Annotated in this window: 21 protein-coding genes and 1 other annotated feature; of the genes, 18 read left to right on the top strand and 3 right to left on the bottom strand. The window is 47.3% G+C overall.

The window, feature by feature from the left end; translation table 11 throughout:
• The first annotated feature begins 109 nt into the window (after positions 1 to 109).
• The 5 genes from tsaE (at position 110) to KJS65_RS23290 (ending at position 5,476) form a co-directional block, all read left to right on the top strand.
• Positions 110 to 595, top strand: coding sequence for a tRNA (adenosine(37)-N6)-threonylcarbamoyltransferase complex ATPase subunit type 1 TsaE (tsaE, locus tag KJS65_RS23310; RefSeq protein ID WP_213652374.1), 486 nt, complete (start codon positions 110 to 112; stop codon positions 593 to 595).
• A complete protein-coding gene (gene tsaB, locus KJS65_RS23305; RefSeq protein WP_213652227.1) occupies positions 592 to 1,362 on the top strand; it encodes a tRNA (adenosine(37)-N6)-threonylcarbamoyltransferase complex dimerization subunit type 1 TsaB in 771 nt (256 codons plus the stop codon). Before tsaE ends, tsaB begins: the two co-directional genes overlap by 4 nt.
• A 20-nt stretch (positions 1,363 to 1,382) precedes the next feature.
• The gene (gene rimI, locus KJS65_RS23300) at positions 1,383 to 1,901 is read left to right on the top strand and encodes a ribosomal protein S18-alanine N-acetyltransferase (protein ID WP_213652225.1); all 519 of its coding nucleotides are present in this window, start codon (positions 1,383 to 1,385) and stop codon (positions 1,899 to 1,901) included.
• Entirely contained in the window at positions 1,901 to 2,947 is a 1,047-nt protein-coding gene (gene tsaD, locus KJS65_RS23295) for a tRNA (adenosine(37)-N6)-threonylcarbamoyltransferase complex transferase subunit TsaD (RefSeq protein ID WP_213652223.1), read from the top strand. The genes rimI and tsaD overlap by 1 nt, the downstream gene beginning before the upstream one ends.
• Before the next feature lie 421 nt (positions 2,948 to 3,368).
• Positions 3,369 to 3,651: a binding site (T-box leader), on the top strand.
• A 274-nt stretch (positions 3,652 to 3,925) separates the two neighbouring features.
• Positions 3,926 to 5,476, top strand: coding sequence for a 2-isopropylmalate synthase (locus tag KJS65_RS23290; protein WP_213652221.1), 1,551 nt, complete (start codon positions 3,926 to 3,928; stop codon positions 5,474 to 5,476).
• A 483-nt stretch (positions 5,477 to 5,959) separates the two neighbouring features.
• Here KJS65_RS23290 and KJS65_RS23285 read toward each other — a convergent pair whose 3' ends face one another.
• On the bottom strand, positions 5,960 to 7,909 hold the full coding sequence (locus KJS65_RS23285; RefSeq protein WP_213652219.1) for an ABC-F family ATP-binding cassette domain-containing protein: 1,950 nt from the start codon (positions 7,907 to 7,909) through the stop codon (positions 5,960 to 5,962).
• A 363-nt stretch (positions 7,910 to 8,272) separates the two neighbouring features.
• On the opposite strand from KJS65_RS23285, the gene KJS65_RS23280 reads away from it, so the two are divergent.
• The 9 genes from KJS65_RS23280 (at position 8,273) to KJS65_RS23240 (ending at position 17,268) form a co-directional block, all read left to right on the top strand.
• Positions 8,273 to 8,917, top strand: a complete 645-nt coding sequence (locus KJS65_RS23280) for a 5-formyltetrahydrofolate cyclo-ligase (protein ID WP_213652218.1) — start codon at positions 8,273 to 8,275, stop codon at positions 8,915 to 8,917.
• The gene (moaC, locus tag KJS65_RS23275; RefSeq protein ID WP_136603734.1) at positions 8,898 to 9,371 is read left to right on the top strand and encodes a cyclic pyranopterin monophosphate synthase MoaC; all 474 of its coding nucleotides are present in this window, start codon (positions 8,898 to 8,900) and stop codon (positions 9,369 to 9,371) included. The genes KJS65_RS23280 and moaC overlap by 20 nt, the downstream gene beginning before the upstream one ends.
• Positions 9,372 to 9,413: 42 nt before the next feature.
• Complete coding sequence (locus KJS65_RS23270) at positions 9,414 to 9,899, top strand: MogA/MoaB family molybdenum cofactor biosynthesis protein (RefSeq protein ID WP_136603735.1); 486 nt, start codon at positions 9,414 to 9,416, stop codon at positions 9,897 to 9,899.
• Between the two features lie 216 nt (positions 9,900 to 10,115).
• Positions 10,116 to 10,385: a twin-arginine translocase TatA/TatE family subunit gene (tatA, locus tag KJS65_RS23265; protein ID WP_213652373.1), complete on the top strand. Its 270-nt coding sequence runs from the start codon at positions 10,116 to 10,118 to the stop codon at positions 10,383 to 10,385.
• Positions 10,386 to 10,476: 91 nt separating this feature from the next.
• Positions 10,477 to 11,250: a twin-arginine translocase subunit TatC gene (tatC, locus tag KJS65_RS23260; protein ID WP_213652216.1), complete on the top strand. Its 774-nt coding sequence runs from the start codon at positions 10,477 to 10,479 to the stop codon at positions 11,248 to 11,250.
• Between the two features lie 381 nt (positions 11,251 to 11,631).
• Positions 11,632 to 11,913: a co-chaperone GroES gene (gene groES, locus KJS65_RS23255; protein WP_136603737.1), complete on the top strand. Its 282-nt coding sequence runs from the start codon at positions 11,632 to 11,634 to the stop codon at positions 11,911 to 11,913.
• 59 nt (positions 11,914 to 11,972) lie between these two features.
• Positions 11,973 to 13,601 carry a chaperonin GroEL gene (gene groL / locus KJS65_RS23250; RefSeq protein ID WP_213652215.1) on the top strand — a complete coding sequence of 543 codons (1,629 nt, stop codon included), beginning with the start codon at positions 11,973 to 11,975 and terminating at the stop codon, positions 13,599 to 13,601.
• 725 nt (positions 13,602 to 14,326) lie between these two features.
• Positions 14,327 to 14,839, top strand: a complete 513-nt coding sequence (locus tag KJS65_RS23245; protein ID WP_213652213.1) for a hypothetical protein — start codon at positions 14,327 to 14,329, stop codon at positions 14,837 to 14,839.
• A 1,691-nt stretch (positions 14,840 to 16,530) separates the two neighbouring features.
• Positions 16,531 to 17,268 carry a hypothetical protein gene (locus tag KJS65_RS23240; protein ID WP_213652211.1) on the top strand — a complete coding sequence of 246 codons (738 nt, stop codon included), beginning with the start codon at positions 16,531 to 16,533 and terminating at the stop codon, positions 17,266 to 17,268.
• Between the two features lie 351 nt (positions 17,269 to 17,619).
• On the opposite strand, the gene KJS65_RS23235 is transcribed toward KJS65_RS23240, so the two are convergent.
• Entirely contained in the window at positions 17,620 to 18,270 is a 651-nt protein-coding gene (locus tag KJS65_RS23235; protein WP_244864757.1) for a MarR family winged helix-turn-helix transcriptional regulator, read from the bottom strand.
• A gap of 120 nt (positions 18,271 to 18,390) precedes the next feature.
• Between KJS65_RS23235 and KJS65_RS23230 the strand changes: the two genes are divergently transcribed.
• From KJS65_RS23230 to ppk1, 3 genes are all read left to right on the top strand, one after another.
• Entirely contained in the window at positions 18,391 to 20,232 is a 1,842-nt protein-coding gene (locus KJS65_RS23230; RefSeq protein WP_244864756.1) for an ABC transporter ATP-binding protein, read from the top strand.
• A 277-nt stretch (positions 20,233 to 20,509) separates the two neighbouring features.
• Entirely contained in the window at positions 20,510 to 21,424 is a 915-nt protein-coding gene (locus tag KJS65_RS23225) for a Ppx/GppA phosphatase family protein (protein ID WP_213652210.1), read from the top strand.
• A complete protein-coding gene (ppk1, locus tag KJS65_RS23220; protein ID WP_213652209.1) occupies positions 21,421 to 23,559 on the top strand; it encodes a polyphosphate kinase 1 in 2,139 nt (712 codons plus the stop codon). The genes KJS65_RS23225 and ppk1 overlap by 4 nt, the downstream gene beginning before the upstream one ends.
• 193 nt (positions 23,560 to 23,752) lie before the next feature.
• On the opposite strand, the gene KJS65_RS23215 is transcribed toward ppk1, so the two are convergent.
• Complete coding sequence (locus KJS65_RS23215; RefSeq protein WP_213652208.1) at positions 23,753 to 23,980, bottom strand: hypothetical protein; 228 nt, start codon at positions 23,978 to 23,980, stop codon at positions 23,753 to 23,755.
• A 128-nt stretch (positions 23,981 to 24,108) separates the two neighbouring features.
• Between KJS65_RS23215 and KJS65_RS23210 the strand changes: the two genes are divergently transcribed.
• Complete coding sequence (locus KJS65_RS23210; protein WP_374706209.1) at positions 24,109 to 24,318, top strand: YwbE family protein; 210 nt, start codon at positions 24,109 to 24,111, stop codon at positions 24,316 to 24,318.
• Positions 24,319 to 24,467: the final 149 nt, after the last annotated feature.

Genomic DNA, 24,467 nt, shown 5'->3' with positions numbered 1-24,467 from the left:
GATCTCTCGGACCATCCTTGCGGGAGCGGGAGCAGACCGATATAATTAAGGACAAGTTACAGAATGGAATTGAAGCTGAAGGCGAAGGTGGGTCAAGGCATTGGAACAGATTCAAAACGGGAAACCGTTTGTATATACCTCCCATAGTCCTCAGGATACGGAAGCACTCGCAGCGTGGCTGGCGAAAGCGGCAGGACCTGGAACCGTTATCGGTTTGGACGGAGATTTGGGAGCAGGGAAAACGGCATTTTCACAATCATTTGCCAAGCATTTAGGCGTGAAGGCGATCGTTAATAGTCCCACGTTCACGATTATTAAAGAATACGAGGGGCGGCTGCCTTTCTATCATATGGATGTGTACCGGGTATCGCTTGAAGAGGCGGAGGATCTGGGGCTTGATGAGTATTTTTACGGCAGTGGGGTAAGCCTTGTGGAATGGTCACAGATCGTAGAAGAGCTGTTGCCGGAGCCGCATCTGCATTTACAGCTTGAAACCACCGGTCCAAACGAGCGGAGAATTACGGTGCAGGGTTACGGAGAGCCTTATGAAGAGTGGTGTAGAAGTCTGATACAGAATGGGGTCTTTACAGAATGAATCAACCACAATCACAGCCGCTTAAGCGGTTTTTGGCGTTGGATACGTCCACGGCATGTCTTGCTTTGGCGGTTATGGAAAATGATAAAGTACTGCATACCATCAAAGCCGCAGGGGAACGGAATCACTCGGTTCACCTGCTGCCCCTTGTTCAAAAGGGATTGGCGGAAGCCGGTGTGGCATCAAGCGATCTGAACGGAATTGCGGTCGGCATCGGTCCCGGCTCTTATACGGGCACGCGCATAGCCGTTACGGCTGCCAAAACGCTGGCCTGGACCTGGAACATTCCGGTTGCCGGCATTTCCAGTCTGCATGCTTTGGCATGGAGCGGTCTTCTAAGTGCTGCGGAGAGAGGCGCTGGCAAGAATTGGGTGGTTCCTTTAGTAGATGCCAGAAGAGGGCAAGCCTATACGGCGCTGTTTCAGGCCCGAGGGGATCATATGCCCGTCCGCCATCATGAGGATGCGATCCGCCTGATGGATCATTGGGTGGAAGAAATTGAACATCTATGGACCGAGACGCCTGAGGGAGAGAAGCCGGAAGGCATCTGGTTTGTAGGAGAGATCGGGAATCTGGAGGCTGCAGCAGAACGTCTGCGTCCGATGCTCGGGGACCGGCTGCATATTGCAGGATGTGATATGGAGGGAGAACCCGTGGGACGGCTGGGAGCGCAGCATCTAATGCATGGAGAAATAGATGACGTGCACCGTTTAGTGCCGAATTATACACAGCTGGCGGAAGCTGAGAAGCTCCTGCGGAAGTCGTGAAGGGAGTCTGTCATAACGTCATGGAGCAGGAGTTGTACTTGAATAATGAAGGCCTGACCTTCAGACAAATGGCGCTGGAGGATATTCCCGATGTCATGGTAATCGAGCATGAAGCCTTTACACTGCCATGGACGGAGGATGCATTTCGAAACGAACTGACCCAGAACCATTTTGCACGTTATATGATTATGCAGTATCTGGGTCAGGCGGTCGGTTATGCGGGAATGTGGACTGTCATCGACGAAGCGCATGTGACCAATATTGCTGTTCTGGAGGCATTCCGCGGACGCAAATGGGGGGAACGCCTTCTGCGCGAACTCATGAAAACCGCAGCTCAGCTGGGGATGCAGCGGTTGACGCTTGAGGTCAGGGTCACCAATGAAGTGGCGCAAAATTTATACCGGAAGTTGGGATTTAAGCCTGCCGGGCTCCGCAAAGGTTATTACTCGGACAACCAGGAGGATGCCATGATTATGTGGGCGGATCTGCCTGAACGCGGCAGCGCTTATGGCAGTGAGGAAGGAAGCGAAGCATACTGATGAGTGAATTTCATAATGAACATGAACCCTGCTATATACTGGCGGTGGAGACAAGCTGTGATGAGACTTCCGTTGCTGTTGTGAAGGACGGCAAGGAGGTGCTCAGCAATCTGATCGCCAGCCAGATTGAAACCCATAAAGCCTTTGGCGGCGTTGTGCCGGAGGTCGCCTCGCGTAAGCATGTTGAGAATATTACACTGATGCTCGAAGAAGCCGTGAACAAGGCAGGCATCCGCCTTCAGGATATTTCGGCAGTAGCCGTCACACAGGGTCCTGGCCTGGTCGGGGCTTTGCTAGTCGGCGTGGTTGCTGCTACCAGTCTGGCCATGGCTCTGAATAAGCCGCTGATCGGTACACATCATATTGCCGGGCATATTTATGCCAACCGCCTGGTGGCGGATATAGAGTATCCGTGCATGGCGCTGGTTGTTTCCGGAGGGCATACGGATCTAGTGTACATGAAGTCTGAAGGCAGCTTCGAAGTCATAGGCCGTACTCGTGACGATGCTGTGGGCGAGGCTTACGACAAAGTCGCCCGTGCCATTGGTTTTCCCTATCCAGGCGGACCGCATGTGGACCGCCTGGCGCTTGAGGCAGAGGAAGCGATTGATCTTCCACGTGTGTGGCTTGAACCGGATTCTTACGACTTCAGCTTCAGCGGTTTGAAATCTGCGGTGCTTAATGTTGTCAATCAGCGCAAAATGCGCGGAGAATCACCGATGGAGGGGGCCATTGCCCGCGGATTCCAGGAATCTGTCGTGGAGGTGCTTACCACGAAGGCCATCCGGGCAGTCAAGGCCTATGGTGCCAAACAGCTGCTGCTTTGCGGAGGCGTTGCCGCCAACCGGGGTTTGCGCAGAGAGCTGGACCAGCAGTGTCAAAAGAAGGGCATTCCTTTGATCATTCCACCGTTCGAATATTGTACGGATAATGCGGCCATGATTGGTTCGGCTGCCTATTTGAAGTGGAAGGAACAAAAATTTACGCCCCTCGATATAAAGGCGATGCCGCAATTTTCGCTCGAAGAATGGTCAGTGCAGGAATAGATTATTTCCGAAAAGGGAAGCCTCTTTTTTGAAATGCCTATTGACAGCATTTGCCGTAAAACCTTATAATCAGTTCAAATTCCAAATGGATATGTTGTAACGCAATGAACAGGAGCAGTAGGAATCCGGGTTATTAGAGAGCTGCGGGATGGTGCAACGCAGTCAAAGGAACCTGCAACTCGCCTGGAAGCGGAGCAGTGGAAATACCGGATAATCATTTTCCGGACCGGTTTTGCAACCGGATAGTATACTGCTACGGTCAGCCACCGATAAGAGGCTATTGAGGGGTTTCTTGGATTCCGCCATGGATGAAGAGGAGCAACAAGAGTGGTACCGCGAAGGTGAACAGCCTGTCGTCTCTTGAATGACAAGAGATGGCAGGCTTTTTTGTATTCCAAAACAACAATGATGAATTCATATACGAAACGCGATGAACGGGAGCAGTAAAAGGAATTCTGATCTAAAGAGAGCTGCGGGGTGGTGCGACGCAGTGGCAGATCCTTTGAATCTCGCCCGGAAGCGGAGCGGTGGACACGGAATTTATTCCGAATACACCGCATTACGGCTGGCCCCCGTTACAGGGATGCTCCATGATCAGAAGCATAATGATATGGAGCTCGAGGAGGGTGCGTTCTGTCCGGCAAGGACATGGAAGCACCAAGAAGAGTGGTACCGCGGAGGGTGTAAAGCCTGTCGTCTCTTGTTTACAAGAGATGGCGGGCTTTTTGGTTTGTATGCGGACAGGGACATGACCTGATCTGAAGGCATACAGCCTTGCTGCCGGCAGCAGTGGGTGGGTCAACAGGAAGCCGCAAGTCGACGTGTGGTTTCCTAAAAGAGATGTTTTTTCGACATAGAAGCGAGTAGCAGGCGGATCGGCAGTTATCGCAGCGGTCAATAGGCTTGCAGTCAAGAATTAAGTTGTATTGCTAATCCGAACCGAATATATAAAAAAGATAATCCAAGGAGGACTTTCCCATGACCGATAAATCAAGAATTCAAATCTTCGATACCACACTGCGTGACGGAGAACAGGCGCCAGGTGCAAGCATTAAACCGGAGCAAAAAATTGCTTTGGCATCCAAGCTGATTGAGCTGGGGATCGACGTCATTGAACCTGGTTTTCCAATTTCGAGCCCGGGTGAGTTTGCCGCGGTACAGGAAATCTCACGCCGGTTTCAGCAGGTAGAGATTTGCGGCTTCGCCCGTGCAGTCAAAGGGGATATTGAATCTGCCGTTAAGGCAACCCAGGATGCTGCGCGCCGGCGTATCCATCTGTTTATTTCATCCTCGGACATTCACCTGCAGCATCAAATGCGCAAAACACGCAAAGAGGCCGTAGCCCTTGCACGCGAGATGACAGCGTATGCCAGACAATTCTCGGATGTCGTTGAATTTACGGCTATGGATGCGACGCGTACACGAATCGAGGATCTGATCGAAATGGTGGAGGTCGCGATCGAAGAGGGAGCTTCGATCATCAATCTTCCGGATACGGTTGGCTATGCGCTGCCGCAGGAATATGGGGACATGTTCCGCCGTGTCCGGGATGAAGCCAGAGGAGGGAAGTCTGTTCAGTACAGCGCTCACTGTCATAATGACTTGGGTCTTGCTGTGGCTAACAGTCTGGCTGCCATTCAAAATGGAGCATCCCAGGTGGAAGTGACCGTAAACGGAATTGGTGAACGAACAGGCAATGCCGCTTTGGAGGAGCTGGTCATGGCGATGGAGACCAGAGGAGACGCACTGGGCTATACGACAGGAATCGCAATCGATAAACTATATGAAACTTCCCGGATGATCAGCGGAGCTATGCATTTTCCGATGGCGTATAACAAGCCTATCGTTGGCCGCAACGCCTTCCAGCATGAATCCGGTATCCACCAGGATGGTCTGCTGAAGGACCGAAGTACTTACGAAATTATGAATCCGGAGAAGATGGGAATTCCACGCAGCATGATCATTCTGGGCAAGCACTCCGGCCGTCATGCTCTTCGTGACCGTCTGGCCCGTTATGGCATTGAAATCCAAGGTGAAGAGCTGAATCAGTTCTACAATGTATTTAAAGAAGCGGCAGATCAATTGAAAGTGGTCAGTGATAATCAGCTGCTGCAGATGGTCAGCCAATCGCTGGGCAAACCGGCTCAAGTGTATGAGCTGGGAGATGTTCAGGTCGTGGCGGGCAGTGCTTCCAACCGTGTGGCGGCAGTGACTCTGCGTCATCTTCATGAGAACCGGGAGACTTCGCACTCGAGCATGGGTAATGGACCGCTTGAAGCGGTTATTGCAGCGATCAGCCAAGGTATTGATGCAGAGATTACATTCGGTGATTTGGAGCTTCACTCTTTAAGCGGCGGCGAGGATGCCCATGCCGAAGCAGCGGTCAGTGTTGACCGGAAGGGAAAAACCTACCGGGGAACAGCTGTACACCATGATATTGTCATGGCAGCTGGTCTGGCGTATGTAGCAGCCTGTAACAGCGCCGTTTTGTCATCAGAGGATGAGGGGAAGCCGCTGCAAGTTAATTAATCATAAGCAGCTTCTGCATTACGGCAGGCGTAGTGCCCGTTACTTGAGTGAAAGAACGGGCTTTTTTTTATTGGAAGATCGGGAGGTCAAGAACTGCTATTCTTACAGCATTCGACATTCTTTTTGTCAAGATGTGGACAATGTTATCCACATATTCCAGCAAATTTGTGTACAAAATCATGTTTAATGCGCAATCCGTTGGTTTATAAGGGTTTTGAAAACGGGGATAGTGTTTTCATTTTCATGAAGCAAAAACTGTGGATAATGTGGATAATTTGGTGGATAAAAGTGGATGCTGCAAAAAAACTTAATTTATTCAATAAAAAATGGCCCCAAGGGCCATTTTCTTGACTAAGTTATGCACTTTTTATGTGGATAAGATTGTGTACAAACATTTTCCTTTGAAATTAAAAAAGTTTTGTGAATTTGACAAAATACATTTTCTTGATCTCAAAGACCTATATTACAAGACCAAAGTCCGGATTAATCACTAACGAGCGTTTCCCATTCGGCAAAGATCTCATCAAGCTGTGTTTTCTTGGCTTCTTGATCCTGCTGATGCTTTTGCAGGGCCATATAATCCTGAAATACCTCTGGCTTGGTCATTTCAGCTTCAAGTTCAGCGATGATGCTTTCCAGCTCTTGAATTTGTTCCTCCAATGCGGCAAGTCTGCGTTGGCGGTTTCGTTCCTCGCGTTTCGCCTGCTTGTCGGCTTCAAAGGAGTTGAAGCCGGCTTTCTCGGCTGCATCGGCAGAATTCTCTTGTTTCGACACACTGCCGCCTGCAGCTTCAAGCGCCTCCTGTGTCAATTCCTCAAGTTCCTGCTTTTTGGCGGTATAATCGTCATAATTCCCCAGGAAATGCTCAACGCCTTGCGGATGAAGCTCGATGATCCGTTCGGCCATTTTATTGAGAAAATAACGGTCATGCGAGATGAACAGAAGGGTTCCCTCGTAATCAATCAGTGCGGATTCGAGCACCTCTTTGCTGTATAGATCGAGATGGTTGGTAGGTTCGTCAAGGATCAGCATGTTGGCTTCCAGCAGCATTAGCTTGGCGAGTGCGACACGCGCTTTTTCGCCGCCGCTGAGCGCAGCGATTTTTTTCAGAACATCCTCACCGCTGAACAGGAAGTTACCCAGCACAGTACGGATTCTGGCTTCTTCCATATGCGGATACTCGCTCCATAGCTCCTCCAATACCGTATTGGCGGGATTCAGGTTTGTCTGTTCTTGATCATAATAGCCAAGCTTAACCTTCGTTCCCCAATGGATCGATCCAGACTCTTGCCGGAAGCTTCCGGTCAGGCATTTGAGCAGCGTAGATTTGCCAATACCGTTTGGACCGATAAGGGCAACGGTTTCTCCGCGGTGCAGATCAAACGATACATTTGAAAACAGCCTCTTGGGAGGGGAGAAGGAAACGGCGAGATCCTTTACTTGCAGCACATCTTTACCGGTCATATATTCCACGCCAAAGGAAAAGACGGCCTTTTTCAAATCCCCCATGGGTTTGTCCAGACGATCCATCTTGTCGAGAGCTTTTCGGCGGCTTTGTGCCCGCTTGGTGGTAGAGGCCCGGACGATGTTTTTCTGTACAAAATCCTCCAGACGCGCAATTTCATCCTGCTGTTTCTCATACTGCTTCATTGCCGATTCAAATTCAGCAGCTTTAAGATCAATATAACGGCTGTAATTTCCGGTGTAACGCTTCGATTGGTGTCGTTCGATTTCAACGATGGTGGTCACAAGCCGATCCAGGAAGTAGCGGTCATGAGAAACGACCAGTATGGCTCCGGAATAGGACCGCAAGTAATCCTCCAGCCAGGTTAAAGTCGCAATATCAAGATGGTTGGTCGGCTCGTCCAGCATCAGCAGATCTGGAGCCAGCAGCAGGATTCGCGCCAGCGCCAGGCGAGTCTTTTGACCGCCACTGAGAGTGGATATCGGGGTATCCGGAGCAAAGCTGCCGAACCCCATGCCATGAAGGACGCTGCGGATGCGGGTCTCCATTTCGTAACCGCCATGGTCCTTGAACCAATCGGATCGGACAGCGTAACGGTCGAGCAGTTCCTGATATTTTTTCGGATTATCCATTTGGGAAGGATCCGCGATTTGCTGTTCGAGAAGACGCAGTTCTTTTTCTGTTTCAATTAAAGGGGAAAATACGTCCAGCATTTCTTCCCAGATCGTGCGGTTGGATTGAAGACCGCTGTTCTGGGCGAGATAGCCGATCGTGGTTTCCTTGGATTTATAAATTTGTCCGCCGTCATACGAGATTTCACCTGCGAGAATCTGTAGAAGGGTGGATTTGCCGGCGCCATTAACCCCAACGAGTCCGACACGCTCCCTTTCCAGAATCTGCAGATTGATTCCCTCGAGCACGGGCTCTATTCCATATAATTTTCTGATTCCACTTGCTTGAAGCAGCATGAGCTGATTAACCTCCATCTAGATGGAATTGAAATCAATATAAAGAAGCCTGAATCAATTCCGTCGATATATAATGAATAAATTCTGATCACCTTAATAATCCCAGTTTACATGAAATATGAAGAATTCGCGACTTGAAGGGCAGGACTTCAGACCAATCTTGGCGAAAATGGAGCAACAGTGGTAAACTAAGAGCAAAATGAACCTGCAGGTTTTGCAAAAGTTCATGAAGCGGCTGAATATATGCTATATGTAGATCTATACGGTGTGAAGATTCCATATATGGCTCCATGATGAAAATGAAATGAAATTTGTGAAAATTCGAAAGTTAACTTTTTAAGGGAAGGCAGCTGTTTTTAAACGATGAACGGCGAAAATTCCACAATTCAGGAAATAAAAGCAGAGCTTCGTACTCGAATGGCTCAGGTTCGCGGCGGTATTTCGGCTGAGCAGCACCGGGACTTTTCCCGGCTCGCATGCGGTCAAGCTGTCTCATGGCTGAAGCAGGGAAATATGCGCAGCATGCTGATCTATGTCTCTTTTCGCAGTGAACTGGATACGAAACCACTCATTGAAGAAGCATGGCAGACAGGCATTGAAGTGTATGTTCCCCGTTGCCGGCGAGAAGATTGCTCGATGTCGCTTCATTCGCTGAAGGACTGGGACGAGCTGAAGACAGGATCGTACGGCATTCTGGAGCCGGATCAGGAGCATTCCCCGGCTGTGCCGGAAGAATGTATCCCGGAGGCGGTTTTCGTGCCGGGCATCGCTTTTGACATGGCGGGAGGAAGATTGGGGTATGGGGGCGGCTACTACGACCGGTTGTATGAGCGCTTTTCGGTCCAAGGGGGACATGGAAAGCTTCCGGTATGGGCCGGCATCGGTTTTGGTACCCAGGTGGTAGAGCAGGTTCCCATGGAAAAGACGGATGCACGTCTTCAGGTTCTGATAACGGAGCAGGATGTGTACGAATTCAAGGAGGCTGAAGATGGAACTGACGCATTTTAATGAACAGGGCAGAGCCAAAATGGTGGATGTTTCAGACAAGGAGGTCACATCACGCACGGCCGTTGCGCAAACGATGGTGAAGATGGCCCCGGAAACACTCTCCCGAATTAAAGAAGGAAAAATAGGCAAAGGCGACGTGCTTGCCGTGGCTTCGGTGGCCGGGGTGATGGCTGCCAAAAAAACATCCGACTGGATTCCGATGTGCCATCCGCTTCCGCTGACGGGAATTAACATTCATTTTGCGGACAACGGGCATGATGAGCTTTATATAGAAGGAACCGTGAAAACAACCGGCAAGACCGGCGTAGAGATGGAGGCTTTGACGGCCGTTTCCGCCGCAGCCTTGACCGTCTATGATATGTGCAAAGCGCTGCAAAAGGACATGATTATCGGACCGACCATGCTGAAGTCCAAGACCGGTGGAAAAAGCGGGGATTATCAGCGCGAGTCATAGGAGTCTTTTGTTAAAAAGATGCGAAGGAGGAGGGGTGATCTCATGGTGTGGAAAACAGCGATCTTAACGGCAAGCGATAAAGGATCAAGAGGTGAGCGTGAAGATACAAGCGCCCAGGTCATCCGGGAGCTGGTGGAGGAGGAACTCGGCGGGGAGATTGTGGAGTACCGGATTGTACCCGACGAACAGGATGATATTATCGCATCACTCATTGAACTCACGGATTATTTTCAAGCGGATCTGGTACTGACAACGGGAGGAACGGAACTTGCGATACGGGATGTTACACCGGAAGCGACAAGGCGGGTGATCGAACGTGAAGTGCCAGGTATGGCCGAAGCGATGAGAGCGACAGTCATGCAAAAGAACCGGGGGGCGATGCTGTTCAGAGGCATATGCGGCATTCGCGGCCGGACGCTGATCGTCAATTTGCCCGGAACACCCAAAGGAGTGCATGAGAACCTGGCTGCCATTATGGACCAGCTGCCGGAGGCGCTCTTGATGGTTACGGGACAGTTCCGCCAATAACCAGAAAATTCCGTTCTATTTCCAAAATTGTCACACTTATTTGATATTGTTGTGATTTGAGTTATGGTATGATGTCTTTGTGGCAAAACTTTGTCTAAACCGTGGTCGTAATGTCTTTTTTTAACTACAACTTTGATTCTCTTTCCTCAATAAATCTAAGAGCGGCATATCGCTTTAGTTTTAGCGAGTAAAGTACAGAGAGGAGAATTCGATATGCTGAGTAGTATTGGCGTACCGGGAATTATTTTGCTGGTGATTTTGGCGCTGCTGTTATTCGGACCGAACAAGCTCCCTGAGCTCGGACGTGCTGTTGGTCGTACCTTCCGTGAGTTCAAGGACGGAGCCCGTGATATTATTGGTGAAGATGATCAACCTTCCCGTACAAGCGAACCGGCAAAGCCGCTCGCTGCCGCTCCAAGTGAAGTGCAAGCCGCAGCTCCGGTTGCTGCACAGAGCACTGCTGACAATAAACGTCTTCCGGAATAATTTGGTTTGAAAGAGAAGACTTTGGAATCCCTTCCGTGCGGGGAGGGATTTTGTTTTGTCCGCAGGGCAGAAGAGATAGGATGGTGACAGCATGTCTGATATACAGGAAGAAATGTCGATCGTTGATCATCTTGGAGAATTGCGTAAACGCATTATCATTATTCTGGTCGTTCTTTTGCTGGGCCTGATCATCGGCCTGGTCTGCGCCAATCCCATTTATAAGTATCTGATCAGTGTGGACTCGGCCAAAGACTTCCAGCTTCATGCATTTGCGTTCTGGGACGGCATCGGCATATATATGAAAATTGCGATGGTTGTTGCGCTGGTATTAACCATCCCGTTTACGGCGTATCAGCTGTGGGCATTTGTCAGCCCCGGACTCCGGGAAATCGAGCGTAAAGCTGCGCTCCACTATGTTCCGTATGTATTAATTTTATTTTTAATCGGCATTGCATTCGGATACTACGTGGTATTTCCGATGGCACTCGGCTTTACGACAACGATCACTAAAAATATGGGACTCACAGAAACCTACGGCATCTCTCAGTATTTCAACTTTATGTTTACACTGGTCTTGCCGATTGCGCTGCTGTTTGAGCTTCCGCTTATCGTCATGTTCATGACCAAGCTCAGAATTCTAAACCCGCGCAGGCTGCGGAAGATGCGCAAGGTTTCGTATTTTGCGTTGGTGTTCATCGCGGTAGTCATTACGCCGCCGGATTTTATCTCGGATTTTCTGGTAACCATCCCGCTGCTGCTATTGTATGAATTCAGTGTATACTTGTCCTCGGTGATATACCGGAAACAGCTCGCGGCCGATGAGGCTGCCGAAGAGAAATACAAGTTTCCTGCGAACATGGAATAACTTAATTGAATCGCACTGGATGAGCTTCATCCTTGCAACGAAAAGAGCATTCTTCTCTCCCCGGGGAAGACTGCTTTTTTGTTGTTTCAGAGTTTCATTCTTCTAAATTTTATCCCGTTTCCCCGGCATATTTTAAAATCCGCTGGATAGAATGATGGAGTATGAGTAACGGGGCTTCTTCAAGTGGTGAAGGACAAGCTCTGGTTAATTGAGTGAAAATGTGTGAGTTTCTTTGAAAAATGCATCAAGAGGACTTGAAATCTGTGCCCAAGTTGAGTATCATAAAAGTGGTTGTTAGCACTAGAGGTTGTCGAGTGCTAATACATAACGACAACAACGCCGTTACTGGAACACAACATATTAACAAGGAGGCTATTTTTCATGATCAAACCTTTAGGTGACCGCGTATTGGTAGAACCGATCGAACAAGAGGAAACGACTTCATTCGGGATTGTCCTTCCGGACTCTGCAAAAGAGAAGCCGCAAGAAGGTAAAATTATTGCTGTTGGCGGCGGAGCTGTAAAAGACGGAGTTCGCGTTCCTTTGGAAGTAAAAGAAGGCGACCGTGTTCTTTTCTCCAAATATGCTGGAACAGAAATCAAGTATGAAGGTAAAGAATATCTGATTATGAAAGAAAGCGACATTCACGCAATCGTAGGCTAAGGCCTGAACATAGGAACCGCAGAATTGAGAAACTATTTTAATGGGAGGTTTTTATCAACATGGCAAAAGATATCCGTTTCAGTGAAGATGCACGCCGCTCCATGCTGCGTGGTGTAGACGCTTTGGCTAACGCTGTAAAAGTGACGCTCGGACCTAAAGGCCGTAACGTCGTTCTTGAGAAAAAATTCGGCAGCCCGCTCATTACTAATGACGGTGTGACAATCGCAAAAGAAATCGAATTGGAAGACGCTTTTGAAAACATGGGCGCTCAGCTCGTTAAAGAAGTAGCAACCAAAACCAACGATGTTGCTGGTGACGGTACGACAACTGCAACGGTTCTGGCTCAAGCCATGATCCGTGAAGGTCTGAAAAACGTTACTGCAGGCGCTAACCCTATGGTCGTTCGCAAAGGTATCGACAAAGCGGTTAAAGCGGCTGTAGCTGAGCTGAAAAACATCGCTATCGCTGTCAATGACAACCAAAAAATCGCTCAAGTCGCTGCGATCTCCGCTGCTGACGATGAAGTTGGCGAACTGATCGCTGAAGCTATGGAAAAAGTGGGTAACGACGGTGTTATCACAGTCGAAGAATCCCGCGGATTCAATACTGAGATGGAAGTCGTGGAAGGCATGCAGTTCGACCGCGGTTATGTATCTCCTTACATGATCACCGACACGGACAAAATGGAAGCCGTTCTGGACAATCCATACATCCTGATCACGGACAAGAAAATCTCTACAACCCAAGAAATTCTGCCATTGCTCGAAAAAATCGTACAACAAGGCAGACCGCTTGTGATCATTGCTGAAGATATCGAAGGCGAAGCTCAAGCGATGCTGGTTGTAAACAAACTGCGCGGAACATTCAACGCTGTTGCCGTTAAAGCCCCTGGCTTTGGTGACCGCCGTGAAGCCATGCTGCAGGATATCGCTGCCCTGACTGGCGGCCAAGTGATCACAGAGAAGCTCGGTCTTGATCTGAAGAGCGCTACCATCGATCAACTGGGTAATGCACGTCAAGTGCGCGTAACGAAAGAAAACACAACGGTTGTAGACGGAAGCGGCGACAAATCCGACATCACAGCTCGCGTGAACCAAATTCGTGCACAGCTGGAAGAAACAACTTCCGAGTTCGACAAAGAGAAGCTGCAAGAGCGTCTGGCCAAATTGGCTGGCGGCGTAGCGGTTATCAAAGTCGGTGCTGCAACGGAAACTGAACTGAAAGAGCGCAAACTGCGCATCGAAGACGCCCTGAACGCAACCCGTGCTGCGGTTGAAGAAGGTATCGTTTCCGGTGGTGGTACTGCCCTCGTGAACGTATATAATGCTGTGAGTGCTGTTGAAGTGACTGGCGATGAAAGAACAGGCGTGAACATTGTTCTCCGCGCTCTGGAAGAGCCAATCCGTACCATCGCAGCTAACGCTGGCCAAGAAGGTTCCGTCATCGTGGAACGTCTGAAAAAAGAAGAAGTTGGCGTAGGCTACAACGCTGCGACTGACGAGTGGGTAAACATGTTCGAAGCTGGAATCGTTGACCCTGCGAAAGTAACCCGTTCTGCTCTGCAAAACGCGGCTTCCGTAGCGGCTATGTTCCTGACCACTGAAGCAGTTATCGCTGACAAGCCAGAACCAGAAAAACCAGGCATGCCTGACATGGGCGGCATGGGTGGAATGGGCGGCATGATGTAAGAAAAGCAAAAACCCTTGCTGTAACAAGGGTTTGGGCAACTGAATTTATGATTTGTTAACGATGGATCGATTTTTTTAGAGGCTCTCATTAGTTCTCCGAACTTTTGAGAAGCCTCTTTTCTTTTTTGATCGCAAATGAGCTTTACATAAGCCGGAGTTCAGTATAAAACATGCTTGAGCGAGCCGATCAGAAAATAGCAGAAAGTAAAGCAAGTAGCTTATTCCTTGTGGGTTTATACGGAAAATTTTCACTGGGAGATATATGTGGCAAGGCATTGTGTTAAGGGTAACAGTAGTTGCGATAAGATTTATTGTTACACTCTTCAGTGGTTGGAATGTAACTTTTGTGGATTGTAACTCTGCTTTGCTATTCTCTGCTTTACTAACAGCGGTTACTACGCTGGAAGCGTTATTTCTTTTTAACCGAAAATTCAGAATCTATTATGACAACATAACCAGGCTGTCTATAATAGATACAAATATAAGCATGTTGTTTGCAACTAGTAGCTACACAGAAGATCAGTATAATAAATGGTTTGAAGAATATACCGCGATACAGGAGAGTTTTCACGAGAACAGAATCGATATCATAAAAACTGCTGAAAATATAGGGATGTAAACAGATGATGTCGCCATAGGCGGCTTTTTTATTTTATAATCTTCATATCATCATCTTCTTTGCACCTGCGATTTTTCGACTATATTAAGGAGGGGAAATCTTCCTGATGTCGAATCATATCCTTTGGGGGATGATGAAAAGAATGAAAATAATCAAAGATAAAAAAGAAGTAACGATTATAGGGGCTAACCCCGAATACGTAAGTTTCAGTAATTTTCAAAATAAAACAAAAGAAGGACAATTTTATAAACTTGAAGAAGAATTTTTGGCAAAGCTAACAAATATCGCTTACTCAGAACGAATAGAATTAAAGCACACATTAAAAAATGAGATACAAAATAGTGAGTTCAATACGTCATTCTGGTTAGCAATTGCATTTCCGAGTTACATAGCGATTATAACTATTTTCGGTTCCGTTTATATATCTATTAATAATTTATTAAAAGATAAACTTACTCAGAGTATAGCTTTTTCTATTATTGGCTTGGTAGTGGGAATTATGATTATATTAATTACTGTGAAGGTGGGTATTAAACTTTATAAAAACAAGGAATTGGAGAAGTTTTTCAGGTTTTATTATGACATCATTGCAGCTAATGAAAATCTTGGAGCGCCCTAACTGAGGGCTCTTTTTTATTTTACAAAACAACTCAAGCCAATATTTGAAGGTGGGTGAGGTGAAATAAATGGCTGAAAAACATGTAATGGCAGAACGAGATTATATTCAAGGGATGAATAGATATTGCTAAGAAATACGATGTCATATTAAACATGGTGAAGAGTTGAAAACAACGTTATGGCTGGGAAAGAATCGAATTGTCTGTGAATCCTGCTCGGAATCCGGTCAACAAGAATTACAGCAGTACAAGAGCGGCCGTTTTCTATCCAGTACATGAAGTTAAGTAAGAGCAAGTCAAGACTCTACAGGGTAAGCCTGCCGTATGTCCCCGTGAGAAAGGGTTGATGAAAATGGAACATTTGTATGAGGGATTTCTTTTTTCGAACTCCAGAAACGATTGAATTATATCAACGTGATTTTAGATATTTCAAATAGTGATTTGCGGGGACCCAACAACAATAATTTAAGAAGGTTGATTTTCGAAAAGGGGAATATCGAAAGGGAGATTGCGAAAAGGAAAAAGTTTAATCATATCATCTTTCGGCAGGAGGGGAGAACCAAATGAAAACACATGTAATGAGTTTGGTAAGGTCTAGTTGTAAAAGCTCCTGTTATATGGAGCGAATTCTAAAGGCGTTGCTTATGAAAAAGACAATATCAAGATTCCTGGTATCACGCTTGTACTTCTGATCGGACTGCCTGATATTACACCTGCTGCCGCTACCACTGGAATAGATATTGCTGCTGAAAAGATATACAAGAAGCTCATGAACTTGGGTAAATGGGTCATCGTCATAAAAGGCGGGATCGATATAATCCAAAGCGCTGTGCAAGGGGACTTACAATCTGCAAAGAAGAATTTTCTTGGCTAACTATTGGTTTATGCTGTTCTGTGGGCGCTTCCTTGGGGCTTGAAGCAGGTGTTAAGCAGCACATTAGAACACAAGCAAAGGAAATGATTTTAGAAGCTCTTGAAGGTACGGGGGACGTAGTCGTTGATTTCGCTTATTCAACAAAACACGTCCTTTGACAGCTTGTTACAGCGGCTTAACGGGGGTAAAGGTAAGATATGATTCGATAGAGCGGAAGGCCATAGCGGCTATACTAAACGCTTAGATTGTGGTTATAAGCGAATGCCATGATCAAATACGGCAACGTAATAATGGACGTAGCCTAGCGTAGTCTTTTGACCCGATAACAGAGGATAATGCCCTTACCTTTCGATCTGTCTGCAACGGGTTTCATATACTGATTTCTCAGTTTGGGGCGCTGTTGTTAACAAAATGAGCGGTGAAGAATTGTCAGAATTTCATATCCCTGGCTTGTCGTGAGCTCTTGGAACGTTATGGCTTTATTGATAAAGTGGAGACACAGAAACTCAGGTGCCGGAAGACTTGCAGCGAGGCGTAATGTCTATCGGGGTTAACATGTACCGAGGTCAAGATCAAGCTGCATATCTGAGCAAAGACCCCGAATATAAAAACTCACTCTGGTTCTGATCGGGCCGACACGGGCAGGTAAAACAACACTGATAAGCAATCTGAGCTGGGATGCAATCAAAGCGGGGGAATGTGTCGTAATCTTCGACTAAATTAAAAACTGTGAGCTCAGGAGTAATGTGAAGGGGTTGAATGTTATAGGACAATTTTCTTCTGTCATACACTTAAGTAATGTGACAGAGGAGGGGTTATATGTTTAATCTTCAATTTGAATGTAAGGAAATAATGTTATCTAGAATTGAACCCCTTTACGTTGAAAATACCTCTAAAAAAGGCTTATTAACAAAAATCAATCTAATCCTTCAGGGTAATATCCTCCACCTTCCTTTAATTGTTCAAAAGGATAAACATGAAGATAAGTATTGGCTTATAGCAGGCTTTCCAGAATTTGAAGCATATAAAGAATGTGATATTGAAATCGTTCGTTGTCAAGTTCAGCTGCTTACAAGTGATACAGAACAACGACTCAATTTACTTAGACGAATGTTGCAGTATGAAAGGAACACTTGGATTGACCGACATAAGCTCATTGACCGATTGGTGACAGAGGGTTACACGGCTAAAGAAATAGGGAAAAGAATAGGTGTTACGGAAGGTGATATAAAACACTACCTTGTACACCCTGAAATCCCAGAGGATATAGTGCAACTCGCTTTTGCTTTTAAACGGAGTTTCCCTAACTTAGAAATAGTACGGAGATTAAGGTTACACCACTTCATTAAAGATCGGCTATACCAATCACTTGTTGAAGGGAATTTAAGTGGGGACAAGATACAGAAATTAAAATGGCTTCTAACAAGAACAAAATTTGAATTGCTTGATTGGAAAGAACAATGGGAGATTATTGATGACTCTGTTATAAACTATAAAGAACACCTCTTATCACATTGGGAGGAGCAAATTGAAAAGCAATTAAACGTATTTGCATAAAATTTCATTGTTTGTTATAGAAAATAATAGCTAGAATAAATAACCACAGGGGTTTTGAAGGCAATGTGGTTGTTGTTGTATTTACAATATTTTGAACTTGTGCAACATCTTTTGACGCGTAGGGTTAGTGTACAATATATGTAGTTACTTACTCTTCCAAGCATATCTAACTTATTATCAATCCATACATTATTAAAAAAGCCTCTCAGAATTTATTTCTGAGAGGCCGTTTTACGTCTTTTTTAATCCATATTGACTCCGGAGGCCTGCTGTTGCTTTCAAAGAATATGGCTGGCTGTGCTTCCCAGGATTACGCGGGAAGCACATGACACGAACGCTGTCCTGAGACTCTTATTCCTGTTCATGATCCTGCCCGGAGTGTGGCCCGCCGAAGCGTTCGTCACCCGGAGCTCGGTGTCGTCCCCAACCGAAGGAAGGAAATCCCGTCGTTCTGTGAAACCGGAATCCATGAGGCCCTTTGCCGTGCGGGCGATGACGTCCATGTCCGCCCCAGAAATCCCCGGGATTATGCTCAGAAGAAGCTCCAGCCCCGATCTGCTGCTCCATTTGGCCGATTAAGCGATTCAAATATTCGCTAAGTTTGGCCTGCTCATCTTCATTCAAGCAATCGAAGAGCTTGTTCTCATCCTGCTGCCGCTGTTCGAGCTGGTCGGCAGCTTCCGCTCCGGTTTCCGTCAGTTTCACGTTCATAACTCTGCGGTCCTGTTCCGACGGGGATCTTGTGATCAAGCCGTTGCGCTCCAACTTGGTGAGGAGCTCGCCCAGAGACTGATTTCGCATATTGAGCAAATACGTCAACTCCTTCTGCGTAATTTCCGGTTTTATTTTCAGAAGCGCGAGCACCCGACCCTGTCCCCGGTGCGGATCTCCGAAATGCTCCTGATCCCCGCGGACATGAAACTGATATCTGCGCAGCAGCATAATAAACTGAAATAGCTGTTCCATTAAAGTTGCGTTGTTTTCATTTTCGTTTTCGTTCATCGGTTCGTTCCTCCTCATTATCCAGGCACCTGATAATAAGGTACCTTGACATTATCATACAGGTACCTTATTATCTAGTCAATAGGTGATCATTTTATTCATAACTATAGGGGGAAGACGATGTCCAAAATGTATGGGGGAGGCATGCCAGGTGCGGGCTTTGGCCGGATGAAATTCGATGACGCCCAGCAAAAGCCCAATATTTCGAAGGCCATGCTTCTGCGCATTTTCAAGTATTTCAAGCCGTATTGGAAACAGACCATGCTTGTGTTATCGATATTGTTGGTTTCGTCATTATTGGGGCTTTTGCCGCCGATTCTGATTCAGCGGATCGTCGATCATGCGCTTCCGGACAAAAATATGAAGCTTCTGGCGGAGCTGGTGCTGATTTCGCTCGGAACCACGGTCGTGTCAGGGCTGCTCGGCGTGCTGCAAAACTATTTAAATTCATTGATTTCTCAGAGCATCGTGTACGATATGAAAAATCAGATGTACGTCCATTTGCAGCGGATGCCGCTGCAGTTTTTCTCCGCCGTCAAGCAGGGAGAAGTTATTACCCGGATGACGAGCGATATTTCAGGTATTCAAGGCGTTTTCAACAGCACGGTGATTAATTTTGCCAGCAATTTGTTTGTGCTTACCACCACGGTCGCCACGCTTTTCATCATGAACTGGAAGCTTGCCATCATTGGCATATTGATCGTGCCGTTGTTTATTATACCGACAAGAAAAATGGGCAATGTGCGATGGAAGCTGGCCAAGCAGACGCAGGAAAAAATGTCCGAACAGAACCATATCATCCAGGAAACGCTAAGCATCAGCGGTTATTTGTTGATGAAGCTATTCACGCGGGAAGAGAAGGAGTATGACAGCTTCAGAACCATTAACAGGGAGTCGACGCGGCTCCAGATCCGCGAATCCATGGCAGGCCGCTGGTTCATGATGATTTTGACTACGTTTACGAGCCTGGGACCGATGCTTATTTATCTCTACGGAGGTTATCTGTTTATACAGGGGGAAATCACGGTCGGAGCGATTATCAGCTTCGTGGCGCTGCTGGGCCGGATTTACGGTCCTTTCGGTCAAATGACGAATCTGTATGTGGAGATTAAAAGATCGGTTGCATTGTTTGAACGTATTTTCGATTATTTTGATATGAAGCCCGGGATTGTTAATCGCTCTGATGCCCGGGCAGCGGACTTGACCAAACAGGACATCGTTTTCGAAGACGTATGTTTTGCGTATCAGAAGGATAAACAGGCCCTGCAGGACATTTCGTTCACAGCGGCCTCCGGCACGATGACGGCCCTCGTCGGCCCGAGCGGAGCCGGAAAAACGACCATCACCAACCTGATTCCGCGGCTTTACGAGATCGACTCCGGAAGCATCCGGATCGGCGGAACGGATATTCGCGACATGACACTGGAATCCCTGCGATCACAGATTGGCCTCGTCACCCAGGACAGTTATCTGTTCAACGGGACGATCCGGGAAAATTTGCTGTACGCCTGCAGCGAAGCACGCGAGAAGGAGATGGTCAATGCCTGTAAAGCGGCATATATTCATGACTTTATCATGGAACTTCCGGATGGTTACGACACGGTCGTCGGGAACCGGGGGATCAAGCTGTCGGGAGGCGAGAAGCAGAGAATTTCCATTGCGAGAGTTCTCTTGAAAAACCCGTCCATCATTATTATGGATGAGGCCACCTCATCGCTGGACACGGCATCGGAATACTACATTCAAAAAGCGATGCATCTCCTTCTGCAGGATAAAACCAGCATCGTGATCGCTCACCGGCTCTCCACGATCATGGCTGCCGATAAGATTCTCGTGGTGAAGGATGGGGCCATTATTGAAGAAGGAAATCATGAAGAACTTTTGCTGAACAACGGGGTGTATACCGATCTGCACAGCAAGCAGTTTGAACGATTTAGCACCGATGTGCAGTCGTCTATATGACATTACCTCCCTACCCGATGACCCCATGTCATATACCGGGTGGAAGCCATGCCGCGTAAAGTGCAGGGCTGGTTCAAATGAAAATAAAATCCGGAAAAACCGTTAAGTACAGCAATCCTTGTACTTAACGGTTTTTTTTCTTACCTGCCGAGGGAAAATGACAAAATAGCATCATTTCTGCGCTTATTTCTCAGACATCCCCATGATTTTACATTGCGAAAACAATTCAAGATTAATATATGAAAGAAAACGAAGATTTAAGGTGTGGTGAATAGAGTTGATTACTGCGATTGTCGACGTCGGATCGAATACGATTCGTTTGACCGTATATCAATATGAAGGTCAGGATACACAGGTATTATTTCATCGCAAGACCATGGCAGGACTGGTTCATTATATCCAAAAGAAGAGTATGAATGAAGCGGGCATCCGTTTAGTCTGTCAGACCCTGAAAGATTATATGAAAATGCTGAAGCAGCTGCCTGTTAAGCCTGACAGCATTCATGTGTTCGCGACTGCGTCGATCCGCAATATTGCGAATACCCGGCAAGTGGCCGATGCGATCCGTGAAAGCGCCGGGATTGAGGTGGAAGTGATTTCCGGCGAAGAAGAAGCCAGACTCAGCTATGTGGGAGCGATGCAAAGCGTAGAGCTGGCGGAGGGAGTACTTGTTGACATTGGCGGAGGCAGCTCCGAGATTGCCATTTTTCAAAATAACGAGATTCGTTATAGCGATAGCCTGCCGATCGGGTGCTTGAATGCCTATGAAAAATGTGTCCAGAAAATCATTCCGACAGAGAAAGAACGGGAAGCCATCGCAGAGCTGGTGCGCATGAAGCTGCATGCCCTTGCGGTTCCGGATGATCTGGACCCGCTGCCGATTTGCGGCGTTGGCGGCACGATTCGCGCTTCCTTCAAATTGAAAGGCGTTCTTGGCGACACGGACAACGGAAATCTATTAACTGTCGAGGAACTGCAAGGGATGCTCCGGCATTTTAAAAATCATAAGAAGAAGCATATTGCTCCTATTTTGCTGAAGGCGCCGGATCGTATCCACACCCTGATTCCCGGCATGATCCTGCTGAATGAGATCGCTGCGTTTTTCGGAAGCGAAGTGATCCATATCAGCCGCTCAGGCGTTCGCGAAGGGTTCTTATATGATCGTTTAACCAAAGGAAGGGAAGAGACATGATCACCTCCATGCCATTGAAATCTCAAACCCTTTATATGCAGAACCGGGAGCTGTCTTGGCTTCGGTTCAATGAGCGCGTGCTTGAAGAAGCGATGGACGAGCGGGTTCCGTTGTTCGAACGCCTGAAGTTTGTGTCCATCTTCACCAGCAATCTGGATGAATTCTATATGATTCGGGTTGGCAGTTTAACGGATTTGTCCGTCATGAAGGAAGAACATCGGGATAACAAGACCGGATGGACGGCTCAGGAGCAGCTGGATGCTATTTTTGCGGCCACCGAACCATTTTATGAGAAGCGTAACGCTATTTTTGCCCAGATTGAACAAGCCCTGCAGAACTTTCAGATCTATCGCGTGGGCATGGAGGACCTGAATAAGCAGGAGAAAAAGTTCATTGAAGAATATTATGAACAGCATATCTTCCCGATTTTATCGCCGGTTGTGGTCGATTCGCACCATCCGTTTCCGCATCTGAAGAATGAGCAGCCCTATGTGATGTGCGGTTTTGAGGACAAAAATCATACGCTTGGCATTATACCGGTATCCCCATCGTTTCCGGATTTCATCCAGCTGCCGGGAGAATCTTTTCGATATATTTTGACAAGCCATGTCATCCTCGGGTATGCCAAGCAGCTGCTCAACATGTATAAAGTGAGCAGCGCCCATCTGGTTTCGGTGACCCGGAATGCGGATATTGCGCTGGATGATGAGAACCTGGAATACGAAGACGATGACGATATCCGGCTTCTTATGAAGAAGACGCTTAAGAAACGGGCGCGTCTGGCACCGGTCCGATTAGAAGTGGAGGGCTTTCTTCCCAAGCGTGTGGGACAACTGTTATGCGATAAGCTGCAGCTGAGCCGCAAGCAGGTGTTCAACAGTGCAGCACCCATTGTGATGAACTATCCGTTCGATCTGATCCAGCGCATGCCGAAGCACTTAAAACTGAAGTGTATGTATCCTCCGTTCCAGGCCTATAATCCTCTCGAAACGCAGGTCTATCCTACGATAACGGAGTGGTGCCTGAAAGAAGATATGATGCTCTGTTATCCGTATGATTCGATGGATCCTTTTTTACAGCTTTTGAAGGAAAGCGCTGAAGATCCCCAAGTCGTCTCGATCAAGATCACGATTTACCGGCTGGCTCAGCACTCGATCATTACGCAATATTTAAGCCGTGCGGCAGAAAACCAGAAGGATGTAACCGTCTTGATCGAGCTGCAGGCGAGGTTCGATGAACAGAATAATATTGAATGGGCGGAACGGCTTGAAGAGGCAGGGTGCCAGGTTATCTACGGAGTCGAGGGTTATAAGGTGCATAGCAAAATATGTCTCATCACCCGGAAAGACCGGAATCGAATTCAATATATTACGCATATCAGTACAGGAAATTACAATGAAAAGACGGCAAAATTATATACGGATATCTCCATTATGACCTCGCATGAAGAAATCGGGCGCGATGCGGACACCTTTTTCAAAAATATGGCGATGTCTAATCTGGAGGGGCAATATCAGCACTTGCTCGTGGCACCGAATCATTTCAGGCAGCCTCTGCTTGCTTGCATGGATCGGGAAATCGAGAAAGCTCGTCGTGGTGAGCCCTGCCGCATTCTGATGAAATCGAATTCCTTGACGGATATCGAAATTCTGCAGAAGCTGTCTGAAGCTTCGGAAGCTGGCGTTCCCGTTCAGCTCATCATTCGCGGGATTTGCTGCCTGCTGCCAGGGGTCCCGGATCATACGGAGAACGTTGCGGTACGCAGCATCGTTGGACGATTCCTTGAGCATTCCCGCATTTTTTGTTTTGGTGCGGACGAGGACTGCTCCATCTATATTTCGTCAGGGGATTTAATGACACGCAGCACCACCCGCCGCGTCGAGACGGCTTGTCCAGTATATGATCCCAGACTGAAGCAGCGTATCCTTCATCATCTGGATATCATGCTGCGGGACAATGACAAGGGTCGGCAAATGTCCAGCAACGGGCAATATAAACGGCTATCCGCGCCTTATGAAGCCAACCTCTTGGACAGCCAGAAACAATTAATCGATGAGGCCATGCAGGCCATGAACCGGCAGCACCCGCAGGACTGGCGATTTTGGCGCAAGTGGAGTCGATTGCTTCAGCAGTGAATTTAACCGTACTCTCTCTATTTTGTCCTATTAGAAGGACGGGTAGTGAGCAATTCCGCAAATGTTATTAAATCGTTACGGACGAAACGGGGACACGTATGATCGTGTCCCCGTTTTTTCGAATCCATAAGACTGTATGCATATCAAAAAAAAGCTGCCCACCGGCAGCTCTTCGCATCATCTGCTTTTAGGTTTAGCCTTCCCCTTGTTGGATCCACTCACTAAACTGTTTCATTGCTTTCTCACTGTGAACGTATTTGTATGTCTTGCCGTCTTCGTAATGGAAAATAGCGGCACTGTCTTCGTCATCTTCAATTTCAGACGTTATCGAAAGTATGCGTTCGACATCGAGCAGTTTAAAATTACCTTCTTCATCTTCAGCCGGGATCGCTTGTTGTTTTTGTTCTTCTTCCATATTCATAGTAGGCCTCCACATGTCGTTTTGTCTTATTGTACCCGAACGGAAAACGATTTGCATTTATGATATGATATAGGCAAAAGCAGCCGCTTGTAATTTTGTTTTACCCAGGCTGTAAGACAGAGAGGGACGTGAACATCGTGGGACCGCATATGATCCGGGCCAACATCAAGCCGGGAATGACCGTGGAAATCGTGAAGAAAGAAGATCAGCGTACAGGCAAACGCACGCAGGGCATCGTCCAAAAGCTGCTGACCAACTCGCCCAATCATACAAGGGGTATTAAAGTAAGGTTAACCGACGGTACCGTGGGGCGCGTGCAGGCGATCATGCAGTCATGAAAAACATATAACTCGCTTATCCATAACCAAGACCTTTCGCATATTCATTCTTGCGAAAGGTCTTTTTGCATAGGGGGCAAACATGATGCGTGAGCTCCCGCAAACGAACCCAAATCCGAGCTGCGGCGCAAAAAAGCATCATCTTGCTC

The organism is Paenibacillus sp. J23TS9 (genome assembly GCF_018403225.1).
Classification (GTDB): domain Bacteria; phylum Bacillota; class Bacilli; order Paenibacillales; family Paenibacillaceae; genus Paenibacillus_AQ.
The sequence above is the reverse complement of the archived record's forward strand: the minus strand, read 5'-3'. Positions and strand labels throughout refer to the sequence as shown.

What these genes read in the sequence shown, in the direction of transcription:
- tsaB (WP_213652227.1), top strand. Translation starts at nt 592, where the DNA reads ATGAATCAACCACAATCACAGCCGCTTAAGCGGTTTTTGGCGTTGGAT.
- rimI (WP_213652225.1), top strand. Translation starts at nt 1,383, where the DNA reads ATGGAGCAGGAGTTGTACTTGAATAATGAAGGCCTGACCTTCAGACAA.
- tsaD (WP_213652223.1), top strand. Translation starts at nt 1,901, where the DNA reads ATGAGTGAATTTCATAATGAACATGAACCCTGCTATATACTGGCGGTG.
- KJS65_RS23290 (WP_213652221.1), top strand. Translation starts at nt 3,926, where the DNA reads ATGACCGATAAATCAAGAATTCAAATCTTCGATACCACACTGCGTGAC.
- KJS65_RS23285 (WP_213652219.1), bottom strand. Translation starts at nt 7,909, where the DNA reads ATGCTGCTTCAAGCAAGTGGAATCAGAAAATTATATGGAATAGAGCCC.
- KJS65_RS23280 (WP_213652218.1), top strand. Translation starts at nt 8,273, where the DNA reads ATGAACGGCGAAAATTCCACAATTCAGGAAATAAAAGCAGAGCTTCGT.
- moaC (WP_136603734.1), top strand. Translation starts at nt 8,898, where the DNA reads ATGGAACTGACGCATTTTAATGAACAGGGCAGAGCCAAAATGGTGGAT.
- KJS65_RS23270 (WP_136603735.1), top strand. Translation starts at nt 9,414, where the DNA reads ATGGTGTGGAAAACAGCGATCTTAACGGCAAGCGATAAAGGATCAAGA.
- tatC (WP_213652216.1), top strand. Translation starts at nt 10,477, where the DNA reads ATGTCTGATATACAGGAAGAAATGTCGATCGTTGATCATCTTGGAGAA.
- groES (WP_136603737.1), top strand. Translation starts at nt 11,632, where the DNA reads ATGATCAAACCTTTAGGTGACCGCGTATTGGTAGAACCGATCGAACAA.
- groL (WP_213652215.1), top strand. Translation starts at nt 11,973, where the DNA reads ATGGCAAAAGATATCCGTTTCAGTGAAGATGCACGCCGCTCCATGCTG.
- KJS65_RS23245 (WP_213652213.1), top strand. Translation starts at nt 14,327, where the DNA reads ATGTCGAATCATATCCTTTGGGGGATGATGAAAAGAATGAAAATAATC.
- KJS65_RS23240 (WP_213652211.1), top strand. Translation starts at nt 16,531, where the DNA reads ATGTTTAATCTTCAATTTGAATGTAAGGAAATAATGTTATCTAGAATT.
- KJS65_RS23235 (WP_244864757.1), bottom strand. Translation starts at nt 18,270, where the DNA reads ATGAACGAAAACGAAAATGAAAACAACGCAACTTTAATGGAACAGCTA.
- KJS65_RS23230 (WP_244864756.1), top strand. Translation starts at nt 18,391, where the DNA reads ATGTCCAAAATGTATGGGGGAGGCATGCCAGGTGCGGGCTTTGGCCGG.
- ppk1 (WP_213652209.1), top strand. Translation starts at nt 21,421, where the DNA reads ATGATCACCTCCATGCCATTGAAATCTCAAACCCTTTATATGCAGAAC.
- KJS65_RS23215 (WP_213652208.1), bottom strand. Translation starts at nt 23,980, where the DNA reads ATGAATATGGAAGAAGAACAAAAACAACAAGCGATCCCGGCTGAAGAT.